12 protein-coding genes are annotated in these 15,381 nt (G+C 55.5%); 5 read left to right on the forward strand and 7 right to left on the reverse strand.

All coding sequences use genetic code 11. The features are described from left to right. The first annotated feature begins 354 nt into the window (after positions 1-354). The 3 genes from CJA_RS16070 to dxs all read left to right on the forward strand — a co-directional run bounded on the left by CJA_RS16070 (position 355) and on the right by dxs (position 3,502). Entirely contained in the window at positions 355-603 is a 249-nt protein-coding gene (locus CJA_RS16070) for an exodeoxyribonuclease VII small subunit (protein WP_012488910.1), read from the forward strand. Continuing rightward, positions 600-1,487, forward strand: a complete 888-nt coding sequence (gene ispA, locus CJA_RS16075; RefSeq protein ID WP_012488911.1) for a (2E,6E)-farnesyl diphosphate synthase — start codon at positions 600-602, stop codon at positions 1,485-1,487. Before CJA_RS16070 ends, ispA begins: the two co-directional genes overlap by 4 nt. Positions 1,488-1,591: 104 nt before the next feature. Beyond that, positions 1,592-3,502 carry a 1-deoxy-D-xylulose-5-phosphate synthase gene (gene dxs, locus CJA_RS16080; protein WP_012488912.1) on the forward strand — a complete coding sequence of 637 codons (1,911 nt, stop codon included), beginning with the start codon at positions 1,592-1,594 and terminating at the stop codon, positions 3,500-3,502. A gap of 90 nt (positions 3,503-3,592) precedes the next feature. Here the strand turns inward: dxs and CJA_RS16085 are convergent, their stop codons facing one another. After that, the gene (locus CJA_RS16085) at positions 3,593-5,410 is read right to left on the reverse strand and encodes a cellulase family glycosylhydrolase (protein WP_012488913.1); all 1,818 of its coding nucleotides are present in this window, start codon (positions 5,408-5,410) and stop codon (positions 3,593-3,595) included. A gap of 646 nt (positions 5,411-6,056) precedes the next feature. On the opposite strand from CJA_RS16085, the gene CJA_RS16090 reads away from it, so the two are divergent. Beyond that, on the forward strand, positions 6,057-7,349 hold the full coding sequence (locus CJA_RS16090) for a cellulase family glycosylhydrolase (RefSeq protein WP_012488914.1): 1,293 nt from the start codon (positions 6,057-6,059) through the stop codon (positions 7,347-7,349). 372 nt (positions 7,350-7,721) lie between these two features. Here CJA_RS16090 and fghA read toward each other — a convergent pair whose 3' ends face one another. Together fghA and CJA_RS16100 are read right to left on the reverse strand one after the other, a co-directional pair. Next, entirely contained in the window at positions 7,722-8,582 is an 861-nt protein-coding gene (gene fghA / locus CJA_RS16095) for an S-formylglutathione hydrolase (RefSeq protein WP_012488915.1), read from the reverse strand. A 15-nt stretch (positions 8,583-8,597) separates the two neighbouring features. After that, a complete protein-coding gene (locus CJA_RS16100) occupies positions 8,598-9,707 on the reverse strand; it encodes an S-(hydroxymethyl)glutathione dehydrogenase/class III alcohol dehydrogenase (RefSeq protein WP_012488916.1) in 1,110 nt (369 codons plus the stop codon). Positions 9,708-9,857: 150 nt separating this feature from the next. Between CJA_RS16100 and CJA_RS16105 the strand changes: the two genes are divergently transcribed. Further along, positions 9,858-10,757: a LysR substrate-binding domain-containing protein gene (locus tag CJA_RS16105; RefSeq protein ID WP_012488917.1), complete on the forward strand. Its 900-nt coding sequence runs from the start codon at positions 9,858-9,860 to the stop codon at positions 10,755-10,757. A 32-nt stretch (positions 10,758-10,789) separates the two neighbouring features. Here the strand turns inward: CJA_RS16105 and CJA_RS16110 are convergent, their stop codons facing one another. The 4 genes from CJA_RS16110 to CJA_RS16125 all read right to left on the reverse strand — a co-directional run bounded on the left by CJA_RS16110 (position 10,790) and on the right by CJA_RS16125 (position 15,249). After that, positions 10,790-12,004: a nucleoside permease gene (locus CJA_RS16110; protein WP_012488918.1), complete on the reverse strand. Its 1,215-nt coding sequence runs from the start codon at positions 12,002-12,004 to the stop codon at positions 10,790-10,792. Positions 12,005-12,171: 167 nt separating this feature from the next. Beyond that, a complete protein-coding gene (locus CJA_RS16115) occupies positions 12,172-13,314 on the reverse strand; it encodes a Gfo/Idh/MocA family protein (RefSeq protein ID WP_012488919.1) in 1,143 nt (380 codons plus the stop codon). 2 nt (positions 13,315-13,316) lie between these two features. Beyond that, on the reverse strand, positions 13,317-14,369 hold the full coding sequence (locus tag CJA_RS16120; RefSeq protein ID WP_012488920.1) for a sugar phosphate isomerase/epimerase family protein: 1,053 nt from the start codon (positions 14,367-14,369) through the stop codon (positions 13,317-13,319). A gap of 181 nt (positions 14,370-14,550) precedes the next feature. Continuing rightward, positions 14,551-15,249, reverse strand: a complete 699-nt coding sequence (locus CJA_RS16125; RefSeq protein WP_012488921.1) for a CPBP family intramembrane glutamic endopeptidase — start codon at positions 15,247-15,249, stop codon at positions 14,551-14,553. Positions 15,250-15,381 lie beyond the last annotated feature (132 nt).

Here is a 15,381-nt window from a genome sequence, read left to right on the forward strand (position 1 = left end):
AGTTTGTTAACAAGTTGCGCGGAAATCACAAAAAAACCCCGCGGCGCAGGGACACCAGCGGGGTTTTTACAGGATGTTCGGGCCATACCTTGGATATACCTAGCGCCTCCGTGAGTGTCCCTGCTAAAGCGGCTGCTCCCTGCAACCAATCCGTCAACCTAGCCATTATTGTTGAGTATTGTGCCAGTCACCAGTGGCGTATCTCTGTAACTTTTGTAGGAAATATCTCACAACCAAAAAATAACCCGGGACGCCCATAGCGTATCGGCAGGTTACATCCAGGCAGTTTATAATCCCACTTTATTGCAACCCCACCCATGCCTCCACACCATCTACCCGTAACGAGCGATAAGCATGCCCCCAAAAAAGAAACCTATCGATTTCGAACAGTCCCTCAATGCCCTGGAGGCACTGGTTAACCGCATGGAGCAGGGTGACATGCCCCTGGAAGAGTCGCTGCAAGCCTTTGAGTCCGGGATTGCCCTGACGCGCGAGTGCCAGGCCCGCCTGGCCGCTGCGGAACTGCAGGTCACCAAGTTGATTGAAGAACAGGGCAATATCAGCCTGACCGGGTTCGACCAGGATCAGGATGATGCACTATGACCTGGACGTTTCGCGACTTTGCCAGCCATTGCCGACAACAGGTCGACACCGCCCTCGATCAACGATTCCCCCTGGGTGATGACCCGACCCAATTGCGCGCGGCCATGCGCTATAGCCTGTTCAATGGCGGCAAACGTGTCCGCCCGATCCTGGCTTATGCCTCGGCCCTGGCCATTAACCCTCATATTTCCCTCAAGCAGGTTGATCCTATTGCGGCGGCAGTTGAGTGCCTGCACGCCTACAGCCTGGTGCACGACGACCTCCCCGCCATGGACGATGACGACCTGCGCCGCGGCAAACCCACCTGCCATATCGCCTTTAATGAGGCCACTGCTATCCTCGCGGGCGATGGCTTGCAGACACTCGCTTTCGAGTTGCTTGGCAGCATCGAAGCACCCGCCGATATCCGCATCCAACTCATCCAGGTGCTGGCTAAAGGCTCAGGCGTAGAGGGTATGGTATTGGGCCAGGCCATCGACCTGGCTGCCGTTGAGCAGCAACTCACCCTGGAGCAACTGGAAACCATGCACCGCTACAAGACCGGTGCACTGATCCGCGCCAGTGTGACCATGGGCGCCCTGTTCGCCGGCGCAAACAACACCCAGCTCGCCGCCCTGGACCAGTATGCCAGCGCTATAGGCCTGGCGTTCCAGGTACAGGACGACATCCTCGATGTCATTTCCGATACCCAGACGCTGGGCAAACAGCAAGGCGCCGATATTGCCCGCAACAAGCCGACCTATGTATCCCTGTTGGGACTGGATGCCGCCCGTACCAAGGCGGATGACCTGTACCGGCAGGCCCAAAAGGCGCTGGACGGTTTTGGCTCCAGCGCTGATCCACTGCGCCAGTTGGCCAGCTATATAGTAGAAAGGACGCATTGATTGTGTCCTGGCTGACCGGCCCAGCCAGCGCTGGCTAGGCATTTGTGCTTTCGACGCCTACAATGGCCGGCCGCCCACAAAAACGATGACGATCCAGCAACCGCATGTACAACGAAATCCCCACCAATCGCCCGGCAACCCCCCTGCTGGACAGCATTGACAGCCCAGCCGAGCTGCGCGCCCTGAGCGAAAAGCAACTGCCCCAGCTCGCCGATGAGCTGCGCGCGTTCCTGTTGTATACCGTGGGTCAGACCGGCGGTCATTTCGGTGCAGGACTGGGTGTGGTGGAGCTGACCATCGCCCTGCATTATGTGTACGACACACCGGAAGATCGCCTGGTGTGGGACGTGGGCCACCAGACTTACCCGCATAAAATCCTCACCAGCCGCCGCGAGCGCATGCACAGTATTCGCCAGGGCGGAGGCTTGTCCGGTTTTCCCAAACGCGAGGAAAGCCCCTACGACACCTTTGGTGTCGGCCACTCCAGTACCTCTATCAGTGCCGCCCAGGGTATGGCCATAGGCGCCAAAATGGCCGGTACAGAGCGCAAGGTGGCAGCGATTATTGGCGATGGCGCCATGACCGCCGGTATGGCCTTCGAAGCCCTTAACCACGCGGCCCACACCGAAACGGATATGTTAGTGGTGCTGAATGACAACAATATGTCCATCTCACCCAATGTCGGCGGCCTGTCCACCTACCTCTCCAAAATCTGGGCCAGCAAGTTTTACAACTCCCTGCGTGAAGGCAGCAAGCAGGTATTGGGCAAGATCCCACCCGCCTGGGAGTTTGCACGGCGCACCGAAGAACACTTCAAGGGGTTTATGTCGCCCGGCACCCTGTTTGAGGAAATGGGTTTTAACTACGTCGGCCCGATCAACGGCCATGACCTGGGCGACCTGGTGCGCTGCCTGCGCAACCTGCGCGAGATCAAGGGCCCCAAGCTGCTGCATGTGATCACCCAGAAAGGCAAAGGCTTTGAGCCTGCCGAGCTGGACCCGGTGGGCTATCACGCCCTGAATAAAATCGAACCGAAAAAAGCCGCTATAGGTGCAGTTGACGCCCCTAAAAAAGTTAAATTCCAGGATGTCTTTGGCCAATGGCTGTGCGATATGGCCGCCCGGGATGACAAACTGATCGGCATCACCCCGGCCATGTGTGAAGGTTCAGGCATGGTGGGATTTGCGCAGCAGTTTCCCGAGCGCTTCTACGATGTGGCGATTGCCGAGCAACACGCAGTCACACTCGCCGCCGGTATGGCCTGCGAGGGACAAAAGCCGGTGGTGGCGATTTACTCCACCTTTTTACAGCGCGCCTACGATCAACTGATCCACGACGTCGCCCTGCAAAACCTGGATGTCACCTTCGCAATCGACCGCGCCGGCCTGGTGGGCGAAGATGGCCCAACCCATTCCGGCAGTTTTGATATCAGCTACCTGCGCTGTATACCGCAGATGCTTCTCGCCACCCCCAGCGACGAAAACGAATGCCGCCAGTTGCTGTATACCGCCTACCAATATCCCGGCCCTGCCGCTGTGCGCTACCCGCGCGGCACTGGTGCAGGTGCTGTTATTGAGCAGGCCATGACGGCCCTGCCCATCGGTAAAGGCGTGGTCCGGCGCGAGGGCAAACAGGTTGCGCTGCTCTGCTTCGGTACACTCTTGCCCACGGCGGCACAGGTTGCTGAAAAACTCGGTGCCAGCCTGTGCGACATGCGTTTTGTAAAACCCCTGGACAGTGAATTAATTGCGCGCATGGCTGCCAGCCACAGCCTGTTAGTCACCCTGGAAGAAAACGCCCTGGCGGGTGGAGCAGGCAGTGCGGTCAGTGAATACCTGAACAGCCAGGGTATTGCGATTCCCCTGTTGCAGCTGGGTTTTGCCGATGAGTTTATCGATCACAACAGCCAGAAACAGCAACTCGCCCAACAGGGACTCGACGCCAAAGGCATAGAAACCGCTATTACCCAGCACCTGGCAATGATGGCCGCTGCCACCAAAGCGGTGGCCGGCTAATCTTCCGGTTTATTTCCACACCCTTTCCACAAAAAAATACCCCCGAGCAAACTCGGGGGTATTGTGTTTCTGGCGCTGGCAAATGCCCTGTCAGAAGGTTGCGTTTACAATCGCGCGGATAATATCCGGATACAACTGGTTGCCCGAATTGCGATCAAACAGCGCGAAGCCGCCATCGCCTGAATAACCATTATCCCAATAGACAGGTACCAGGCCACGCTGATAGGCGGACTTGGTAATGTACTGGTTGTAGTAAACCCGGAAGGTTTCGTGACCAGACACATTCAGGCGGGATACCACACCGTATTCACCCAGGATGACCCCGACGCCCCTGTTGATAAAGTTGGTGCGCATCTTTTCAAACTGTGCATCGGCATAGGCTTCATTGGCCCAGGTTTCGGTCACCGCAGGATTGGTTGCAATAGCGCCCCACTGGGTGATATTGCTGCTGGTGTTGAGGGTGAAGTTATAGGGATCGTAATAATGCACTTCCATCAGCAAGCGATTGCTCGCACTGTCGGTCGGGATGCGCGCAAAATTCACGGTGTGATCGATATTGGTATTAAAACCCTGCACCACCAGGAAGCGATTGGCGTTATTACCGCCCGTCGCACGCACGGTATCCACGAAGGTTTGGTTGAAGCTGTTTTGTACCGTGTAGTACTCCACTGTCGGCGTGCCATAGTCGCCCTCAACCATGACTTCGTTGGTACCCGCAAACAACAACTTATCGCCGTAATTGCGGAAATGATTGGCAATCTGGGTCCACATAATCGACAGTCGATTATTTACATAGGCCTGCTGTGCATAGGTGGGCTGCATCCAGCCACCATCCCAGTGGATATTGATCATCACGTACATATCTTCGTTAAGGGCGTAATTCACCACCTGTTCAACGCGGTTTAACCAGGCCGGGTCAATGGTGAAAGTGGCCGCGTTGGTAAACTTACTCCAGGCCACCGGCACACGCAGGGTTTTAAAGCCCGCGGCTTTTACCGAGGAAATCAGTTGCTGGGTAATCAGCGGGTTGCCCCAATTGGTTTCGCCACCAATCGCATCCAGGGTATTTCCTACGTTCCAACCCACCCCCATCAGGCGCGTTAACTCCACACTGGTCAGGCTGCTGCCGGATGAGCTGTTCACACTGGAGCTGCTGCTGGAACTGCTGGAGCGCACACTGCTGGAGGAACTGCTGCTGGACACCACCAGGCTGCTGGATGAGCTGGAGGTCGGGCAGTTATTGCCGGCAACTATGCCGAAAGGCGACGGCTGACCGCTACAGGTACTGGGCGCAATACAGCTTTGTGAATTTTCCCAGCCCCAACCGCTGGTCGTGGTATTACACAGGGGATAGCGAGTGCCATACCAGTTGCACTGCTGCGCACAGGCACTCGCCTGGCTGGAGCTGGCAAGGCTGCTGGAAGAGGAGCGGGACGATATGCTGCTCGGCACCACAGAACTGCTGACAGAACTACTGGAAGACGATGAAGGCTGGCTTGAGGAGGAGCGGGACGATGACACGCTGGAAGTCGTCCCGCCACAAATACTGCCAGTGACGGCTGGCGTCTCGACACTGCCGTTGGCATTGACCTGCAATCCAAAGGAAACTGTTTGCCCCGGCTGGATTCCCGCGTTCCAACCCAGGTTGGTTGCTGAGTAGGGGTTTGAGCCCGATACGGTCGCATTCCAGCTATTTGTGACACGGTTATTGGTGTATTGCCAACTCACCGACCAACCGTTAATGGCGCTAGTGCCCGTATTGGTGATTTCGATAGCGGCAGTAGCGCCACTGCCCCAACTGTTGGTCACAACATACTTACAACTGGCTGTTTGGGCCCAGGCCCCGCCAGTCAGCCCAAGGCCGAGCAGCGCGGCCAGGCCTATAGCTTTGAGTTTATGGTTCATCATTAGCGTTATTCTCCGTTGACACCCAGGATTAGCGGGAGGCCATTGCGCCCCCCCAAGGTGCGCCCTGTGCGGGCAACACCGACCCACGCGGACCACACACTGCCCGGGAGCCCCAGAGAAATAGTCCGCTTGACTAAATACTAACGACTTGAATTGCCGGCAGGCGCCAGAGTCTGTCGTAAATGCCACTTGGCGTGCCATTAAGTGAGATTTGAGAAGCAATTCACAGGAGGAATTATTTTTATATATAAAAACAAATCATGGAGGTTTATCAAAATGTGCACTACCGCCAACAAGGCAGCCTTGCCATATCCTCTTTTTTCCTCTAATTTGTAATCGATTACAAAAATAATAGCGAATGCATCCATTATTCAAGCGTGGCTGATAGCGCCAATGAAACCGCATAAAACCTGATTTATTCGTTATTTTTATCACTACTTACCCAATTGATCTGCCTGTAGTCACAACCAGGCATATCGCAATTTACAGCCAAAAAAAGTAACCGATTACAAACACAAGAGCGCGACAAGCCAACAACAGGGAGAAGGAAGGCAGGAGGCAGGGTTTTGACAGCAAGTTCAAACGGGAGGTGTTGTCTTTTCAACGTCCTCCGCATCAACAACACAATAATGATAAAGGTAACGCTATGTCGCTCTTTACCCCTCTATCAGAGACTAACGTCAGGTCACACACCAACACATCCTCTGTATTTTGCCGCCGGATAAAAACACTGGTCGCTGGCCTTACTGCCCTGGGCCTGATGCTGGCCGCTGTATCAGCATCTGCCGGGTTTTATGTGTCCGGCAAACAGCTGCGCGAAGGCAATGGCAACAACTTCATTATGCGCGGCGTTAACCTGCCCCACGCCTGGTTCCCGGATCGCACCAACCAGGCCCTGGCAGATATCTCCGCGACCGGCGCCAATAGTGTGCGGGTGGTATTAAGCAATGGCCGGCTCTGGTCGCGCACCCCCGAGTCACAAGTGGCCAGCATTATCAGCCAGGCCAAGGCACGCCAATTGATTACGGTATTGGAGGTCCATGACACCACCGGTTACGGTGAACAAACCGCTGCCACCCTGAGTGAGGCCGTGGATTACTGGATCGCAATCCGCAATGCGCTGATCGGTCAGGAGGATTACGTGATCATTAATATTGGCAATGAGCCGTTCGGCAACGGCCAGTCGGCCAGCACCTGGCTCAACCTCCACCGCGATGCCATCAACCGCCTGCGCAATGCCGGTTTTACCCACACCCTGATGGTGGACGCCGCCAACTGGGGACAGGACTGGGAAAACATCATGCGCAATAACGCCTCCAGCCTGTTCAATAGCGACCCGCGCCGCAATGTTATTTTCAGTGTGCATATGTACGAGGTGTACCCCAACGACACCGCCGTCAATAATTACATGTCGGCATTTAACAGTATGAATTTACCTTTGGTGGTAGGTGAATTTGCCGCTAACCATTTCGGCAGCTATGTGGATGCCGGCTCCATTATGGCGCGCGCGCAGCAATACGGTTTTGGTTACCTCGGCTGGTCCTGGTCGGGCAACAGCAGCAACTTGTCAGCACTGGATGTGGTCACCAACTTTAATGCAGGCAGCCTTACCACCTGGGGCAACCTGTTGATCAATAACACCAACGGTATTCGCAACACGTCGCGCAAAGCCACCATCTTTGGCGGCAGCGGTAGTTCGAGCAGCAGTGCCGGCAGCTGCGGCACGGCGCCTAACGGTTATCCCTACTGCTGTAACGCTTCCTCTGCAACCGGCAACGGTTGGGGCTGGGAGAACAACCGGAGTTGCGTGGTGGCCACCACCAGTACCAGCTGTAATTGGTATGGCACCAGCTATCCCATCTGTGTGAATACCAGCAGCGGTTGGGGTTGGGAAAATAACCGCAGCTGTATTGCAGCCAGCACCTGCGCAGCGCAGTAATTCCCATGAAAAAGGCCGCGCCTGTGATACAAGTGCGGCCATCAATAAACGCTCCGTTTTCCTCGCGCGATACATAACTGCAACGCGCAATTTTACTGGCAGAACACCAAAGGAAAATTGTGGGAAATTCAGCAGATGGGAATAACGGGCGGTTGTGTGAAGGAGATCCGTGGACGGAACTCAATTCCTTTTGAGTTCACTAAAACCACTCACTCATGCATAGTCATGCAGGTAAATTTATACACCCGGATTGCAATATTGCCCAAGTGCCAAATCCGCAAATGTGAACCACGTCCTGATTATTGGCGCATCAGTGCCGGTATCACTCGGTGACGGCGCACAAAATCACTGCGTACAAATTCATGCCAGCCATCAGCGGTGCGTTTCAAACAAATAACCGGCGTGATAGCGCAGGTGTTCCTCGATAAAACTGGCGATGAAAAAATAGCTGTGGTCATAGCCCGGTTGACGACGCAATACCAGCGGGTGTTTGTGTTTCCAACAGGCCTGCTCCAGCAGCTCGGGTTTTAATTGTTCCTGCAAAAAATTATCAGCGTCGCCCTGGTCGATAAATAGCGCCTGCTTACTGTCGCCCTGGGCAATGAGCTCACAGGCGTCATAGGCTTTCCAACTTTCGCGGTCACTACCTAAATAACCCGCCAGCGCTTTCTCGCCCCAGGGACACTGGCTGGGCGCCACTATGGGGGCAAACGCAGACACCGAAGTAAAACGCCCTGGATTTCGCAGTGCCAATACCAATGCACCGTGTCCCCCCATGGAATGGCCGCTGATGGCTTCGCGGCCATTGACCGGAAAATGTTCGCGCACCAGTTGCGGCAATTCCTCATTGACGTAGTCGTACATGCGGTAATGCCGGTTCCAGGGAGCCTGGGTTGCATTGACATAAAAACCGGCGCCACTGCCAAAGTCATAGCTGTCGTGTTCACCCGGCAGTTCCAGACCGCGCGGGCTGGTATCCGGGCACACCAGCGCAATGCCCAACTCTGCCGCAACGCGATGGGCCCCCGCTTTTTGCGAAAAGTTTTCGTCGGTACAGGTCAGGCCGGAGAGCCACCAGAGCACCGGCACCGCGGCTGTATCAGCCTGGGGCGGCAGGTAGATGGCAAAAACCATATCGCAGTTGAGTACCTGCGATCGGTGTTTGTATCGCTTCAACCAACCATCAAAGGTGCGTGTTGCAGACACTAGGGTCAATGCGGAATCTGCACTCATGCAAGGGTCTCCTGCCTAATAATGCAAAACGGTGCGAATGCTTTTACCTTCGTGCAGCAAATCAAACGCCTGGTTGATTTGGTCGAAGGGCATATCGTGGGTAATAAATTCGTCAATTTTGATCTCACCATTCATATAGCGCTCGACATAGCCGGGCAACTGGCTGCGACCTTTTACCCCACCAAAGGCAGAGCCCCGCCACACGCGACCCGTGACCAACTGGAAGGGGCGCGTGGAAATTTCCTGGCCGGCACCGGCCACACCAATGATGATCGACTCACCCCAGCCCTTGTGGCAGCACTCCAGCGCAGAGCGCATCACATTGACATTGCCGATACATTCAAACGAGTAGTCCACGCCGCCATCGGTCATATCCACAATTACCTGCTGGATGGGTGCGCTGTGATCTTTGGGATTTACGAAATCCGTAGCGCCGAATTGGCGCGCCAGCTCGAACTTATCGGGATTGACATCAATCGCGATAATGCGTGCGGCCTTCACCATCTGTGCGCCCTGGATCACCGCCAGGCCAATCGCTCCCAGGCCAAAGACAGCGACGGTTGAACCGGGAGTGACTTTCGCCGTATTGATCACCGCGCCTATGCCCGTGGTAACCCCACAGCCGAGCAGGCAGATTTTATCGAGCGGCGCCTCTTTGGATACCCTGGCCAGTGAGACTTCGGGCAATACGGTATATTCCGAAAAGGTCGAGGTACCCATGTAGTGGTACAGCGGTTTGCCATCGAGCGAGAAACGGGTGGTGCCATCGGGCATTAGACCCTTACCCTGGGTTGCACGCACCGCACCACAGAGGTTGGTTTTGCCGGACAGGCAGAATTTGCACTTGCCACACTCAGCGGTGTACAGCGGAATCACATGGTCGCCCACCGCCAGGCTGGTCACCCCCGGCCCCACGGCTTCGACAATACCGGCTCCTTCGTGGCCGAGCACCGCCGGGAAAACACCTTCCGGGTCAGCCCCCGACAGGGTATAGGCATCGGTATGGCACACACTGGTCGCGACTATGCGCACCAGCACTTCACCGGCTTTGGGGCCTTCAACATCGATATCAACCAGCTCCAGGGGTTTACCGGGGGCGAGCGCAATGGCGGCACGGGATTTCATGGGGGGGTGCTCCTTGGGAATCAGCAGGACAGGAACCGCTCGCCAGGCATGAGGGCAAGCAGGGGATTTTAGGTCGGACAAAAGTGTAGACTATTCACCATTCAGCAATAAACCAACTAAAACTCACTTAATTATTGCCATGGAGCAACAATGCAACATTGGGAAAGCGTCGAAGCCTTTATCCAGGTGATTCGCCAGGGCAGCTTTGCCGGCGCAGCGCGCCAGCTCCAGGTCTCCAACTCCCACGTCAGCCGCCTGGTGAGCCAGTTGGAGCTGCAATTGGGCACCCAATTGCTCTACCGCACCACCCGCCAGATCCGCCTGACCGACGCCGGGCAAGTGTATTTCGACCACTGCTGCCATCTGTTTGATGGCCTGCGCGAAGCAGAGCTGCTGCTCCATCACTACCGCGACCAACCCTCCGGGCTTTTGAAAATTACCGCCGCGACCACCTTTGGCGACAAATTTATCGCGCCAGTGGTCAACGATTTCCAACTGCGCTACCCGCAGCTCAAGGTGAGCATGTATTTCAGCAACCGCCAGGTGGAGTTGATTGAAGAAGGCTTTGATGTGGGCATACGCATGGGGGTATTGCGCGAATCCACCCTGGTGGCCAAACGCCTGTGCGACCGGCGCGAATATATCGTCGGCTCGCCCGCCTATTTCCGGCGCAGTCCGGCACCCCAATCACTCGCGGAACTGGACAGCCACAACTGCCTGGTGGGGACTCGCGGCTATTGGCTCTTGAGCGATAAAGGCCAGCGCAAGGATCTGGTCGTGCGCGGCAACTGGCAGGCCAACTCCGGCCCGGCACTGCTGGATGCAGCCCTCAAAGGCATAGGCCTGGCGCAGTTGCCGGATTATTACGTGGATGAATTCCTCGGCGATGGGCGCTTGCAGTCTGTACTGGAACAACACCGCTATAGCGATACCGGGGTGTGGGTAGTCTATCCGCAACAGCGCCACCTGGCCCCCAAGGTACGACTGTTTATTGATTTCCTGGTGGAGCGTTTTGCGGGAGGAATTAGTGACGTCTTGCCGCCGCCCTGAAGTCATCATTGGCCCTCCATGGCCACGGCGGATTAATGCTGGATCTGGTCCGCGCGCACTTTTTCGTCCTTAAAGCTGAGCAGGAACAACACCATCACCGCCAGGGCAATGGCAGCCGGAATAATCCAGATATTGAACCAGGCATGGGCACCCTCAACGGTGTATTTGTCGCTGATAACACCGGCGAGGGTAAAGCCAATCAGCATGCCCACACCATAGGTGGCCAGTGTGATCAGCCCCTGGGCCGCACTTTTGATTTGCGCACTGGCTTTGTAGTTGGTGTAGATCTGGCCGGTAACAAAGAAAAAGTCATAGCAAATACCGTGCAGCACAATACCGAGGATCAGCATCCACAGTTGATCGCCCGCGTCGCCATAGGCAAACAGCACATAGCGCAATACCCAGGCAGCCATGCCGACCAGCAGTGAAATCTTGATGCCGAAACGCACGATAAACATCGGCAGCAACAGCATGAACAATACTTCGGACACCTGGCCGTAGGACATCTTGGTAGCTGCACTTTCCACACCCACCGCATTTAAAAACAGGTTGGCGTTTTGGTAGTAAAACGCGAGCGGGATACAAATCAAAATCGAGGCGATAAAAAAGACCAGGTAGCGGGTATCTTTAAGCAGGGCCAGGGCATCCAGCCCGAGGATCGAACGCAGGCTGGCAGGTCCCTGGTTCGCCGCCGGTGGCGTGTGCGGTAAAAAGAAACTCAACACCCCTAAACCAAAAGAGGCGACAGCCGCCATCTGGAAGGTATAGTGCAAGGCGTTTTTCGATTCCCAGCCGAAATTGCCGATCACCACCCCCGCGACAATCCAGCCCACCGTACCCAGCACACGAATCTGCGCAAATTGGCTGGTTGGATCAGGCAGATGGCGGAATGCTACCGAGTTCACCAATGCCAGGGTCGGCATGTAGAGCAGCATATACAGCAGGATATAGGGATAAAAGCTATCAAAGTCCGCCGAACTGGCCGCAAACCACAGCAACACTCCACCGAGGATATGCAGTACAGCGAGGATTTTTTGCGCCGCAAAAAAACGGTCGGCAATCAAACCAATAATAAAAGGCGCCACTATCGCCCCTATGGCCTGGGTGTTATAGGCCATACCGGTTTGCACACCGGTCGCGCTGAATGCCTGTGCCAGGAATGTTCCCATAGTGACGAACCAGGCGCCCCAGATAAAAAATTCGAGGAACATCATGGTCGAGAGTTTGAGCCGAATTGCGAGGTTCATATTATTGTCCTGTTGTTATTGGTTTTTGCATGGGTGCCAGATGGTTTCCGCTGCTTCCATCAGGACACGCCGTAAATACATCCCTGTAGGCTCGACGTCGACATCCTGTCTCCGACGGTCCCGCTGGAAGCAGCGGAAACCATCACCAGAAATCTGGTGTAGCAAAACTACAATGTAGTCCAAACGCCATCCTGTTTTGACGAATCAAGAACGGCCTGGATAAAACGCATCCCCTCCACACCGGTCGTAATATCCGGTACCCAGTCTTGCAGGAAATGGCGCTCACCCTGCTGGCGCGCCAGCAGAATATCGGCAATATCCTTATACAAATTGGCAAAGCCTTCGAGGTAGCCCTCGGGATGCCCACCGGGAACCCGCATACCGCGCGCGACCATATCACTGCCCAGGTCGCCGCGGCGGGTAATGCGCTGGCGCGGTTTATTCAACTCGCCAAACCACAATTCGTTAGGTGACTCCTGTGCCCACTCAAGCCCGGCCTTATCGCCAAACAGGCGAATGCGCAAACCGTTTTCACAGCCGGGCGCAACCTGGCTGCTCCACAACATCCCCTTGGCTCCACCGTCAAAACGCAAGAGCGCATGGACGTTATCATCCACCGCGCGCCCCTCCACAAAACTGGCCAGGTCGGCGCTCACTGCACTGACGTTTTGCTGCGCAATAAATTGCGCAAGCTGGAACGCATGGGTGCCGATATCCCCCAGGCAACCCGCCGCGCCCGAGCGCGCCGGATCGGTGCGCCAGGCCGCCTGTTTATTGTCAGCGGCTGCCGCTTCGGTCAGCCACTCCTGCGGATATTCCACCTGCACCACACGCAACTTACCCAGCTTCCCCGCTGCCACTAACTCGCGCGCGTAACGCACCAGGGGATAAGCGGAATAATTGTGTGTCAGTGCGAAAAAACCGCCGGTGTCATTAACGATTTGCGCCAAGGCCAGCGCCTCCTCCAGCGTGCGCGTTACCGGTTTATCGCAGATAACCGCAACGCCCGCCTCCAGGCAGGCTTTGGCAACCGGGAAGTGCATATGGTTAGGCGTCACAATCACCACCGCCTGGATACCATCAGCGCGCGCTTTTTCGGCGCGCAGCATGTCATCGTAAGAGGTGTAGGCGCGCTCGGGGGCGATATGTAAATCCGCCGCCGACGCCCTGGCATTATCGGGATTCGAGGAGAGCGCACCGGCAACCAGTTCAAAGCGATCATCCATACGCGCGGCAATACGATGCACTGCACCGATAAATGCGCCGCGGCCACCACCGACCATGGCATAACGAATTTTTGCAGCACTCATGATCACAGCCCCAGAATCTTACGGTTTTTAGCGTCGTCGATACCGCTCTTGGCAAAGTCATCAAACGCGCGCTCCGTTACACGGATAATATGCTCGCGGATAAATAGCGCGCCCTCTTTGGCGCCCTCTTCAGGGTGCTTCAGGCAGCACTCCCACTCAAGCACCGCCCAACCGCTGTAATCGTAGGCCGCGAACTTGGAAAAAATTTGCTTAAAGTCCACCTGGCCATCGCCCAATGAGCGAAAACGCCCGGCGCGATCCACCCAATTCTCATAACCGCCATAGACGCCCTGTTGGGCACTGGGATTAAATTCCGCATCCTTCACATGGAACATTTTGATGCGCGCGTGATAGCGATCAATAAAGGCTACATAATCCAGTTGCTGCAATACAAAGTGCGAGGGGTCAAACAAAATGTTCGCGCGCGGGTGATGATTCACCGCCGCGAGAAAGCGCTCAAAGGTCGCGCCATCGTGCAGGTCTTCACCGGGGTGGATTTCATAGCAGACATCCACACCGGCAGCATCAAAGGCATCGAGAATCGGTAGCCAGCGCTTGGCCAATTCGGCGAAACCGCTTTCCACCAAACCCGCCGGGCGCTGTGGCCAGGGATAGAGATAGGGCCACAACAAGGCGCCGGAAAAGGTCGCATGGGCCTTGAGGCCAAGGTTTTTACTGGCCTTGGCCGCTAACAACAATTGCTCCACCGCCCAGGCTTGGCGCGCCTTGGGATTGGCACGCAGGGACTCGGGCGCAAAACCATCAAACATATCGTCATAGGCCGGGTGCACAGCTACCAACTGGCCTTGCAAATGGGTGGACAACTCTGTCACTTCCAGGCCGTGTTGCGCCAGGGTTGCCTGGAATTGCGCACAGTATTCCGGGCTGGTTGCCGCCTGCTCCAGGTCGAATACCCGCTTATCCCAGGTGGGAACCTGAACCCCCTTAAAACCCAAACCCGCCGCCCAGGCGGCAATCGAATCGAGGGTATTGAATGGCGCTTCATCGCCGAGGAATTGGGCTAAAAAAATGGCGGGCCCTTTCAGGGTTTTCATGGGGGGTTCTCCTGAACAGTTATTGTCATCACCGATGTTATTGCCGTCGGGGCAAGGTACCCCTTGTAACCGGTTTACTGGAGTTAATTTTTGTTAAACAGCCAAAGAATAGTAAAGCCTCAACGACCGCTTCTATGGGTTTAGCCCATCGCAGCCGGGATGCCAGTAAAACCGGAATGATCTAATTACCGGGATAGCTCAACAGGGAAAAGTGCAGCAGATTTACCGCGCAATGCACAGCGATGGGAAAAAAAACATTCTTACTCAGGGTATAACTCAATCCATACAGAAAACCCGCCAATCCATACACCCAGATAGCAGCCCCGGATAGGCCGGAATGAATCAGTACAAAAATAACCGTTACCAATAGCAGGGGCAGGGCCTCTTGCAACCATCGATGTTGCGTCCAGGCTTGCAATACCCGAATCATTGGCAGTTGTAACAGCAAACGTAAAAACGCTTCTTCCGCCACACACGTCAGCAACAAATTCGCCCAGGCAAAAATGGCAATCTGCTCAATCAGCTTTGGCTGCCATTGCAGCCCCAGTAAAGGCGCAGCAACACCCACAATCAATAGCGGTGAGGCCAATAGCACTAACCATCGTAGAGATACCGGCGCGCGAAAATCCACCTCACGGCGCGCCGGCCAAAGCAGGGCCAGCAAGAGTATTCCTACCAAACCCTTGGCCAGGTTGGCATACAACGAAAAAGTCACCGCGCCATCTGTATTGGTTAATTGCAACAACAGCGGATAGGAAAAATCCTCGGGTCGATGAGTCGCCGCCCAAAACGCCAAGGGTACCATTGCCAACCAGCACAGCACGCGCTGCCAGACAGGCATAGGCCTGTAGCGATAAACCGCCGCAACTAACAGCAGCATGATCAACGCCTTGGCATTTGGCGTGGGAATCCAGCTACCGGAAATTGCAACGAGGATAAGTAAGAAAACGAGGAAAAATCCGGGCATTGTTATATAAGGGTTAGCCCCCGATTCATGGTGTATAAGAAAGCG

The organism is Cellvibrio japonicus Ueda107, assembly GCF_000019225.1.
GTDB classification, from domain to species: Bacteria; Pseudomonadota; Gammaproteobacteria; order Pseudomonadales; family Cellvibrionaceae; genus Cellvibrio; species Cellvibrio japonicus.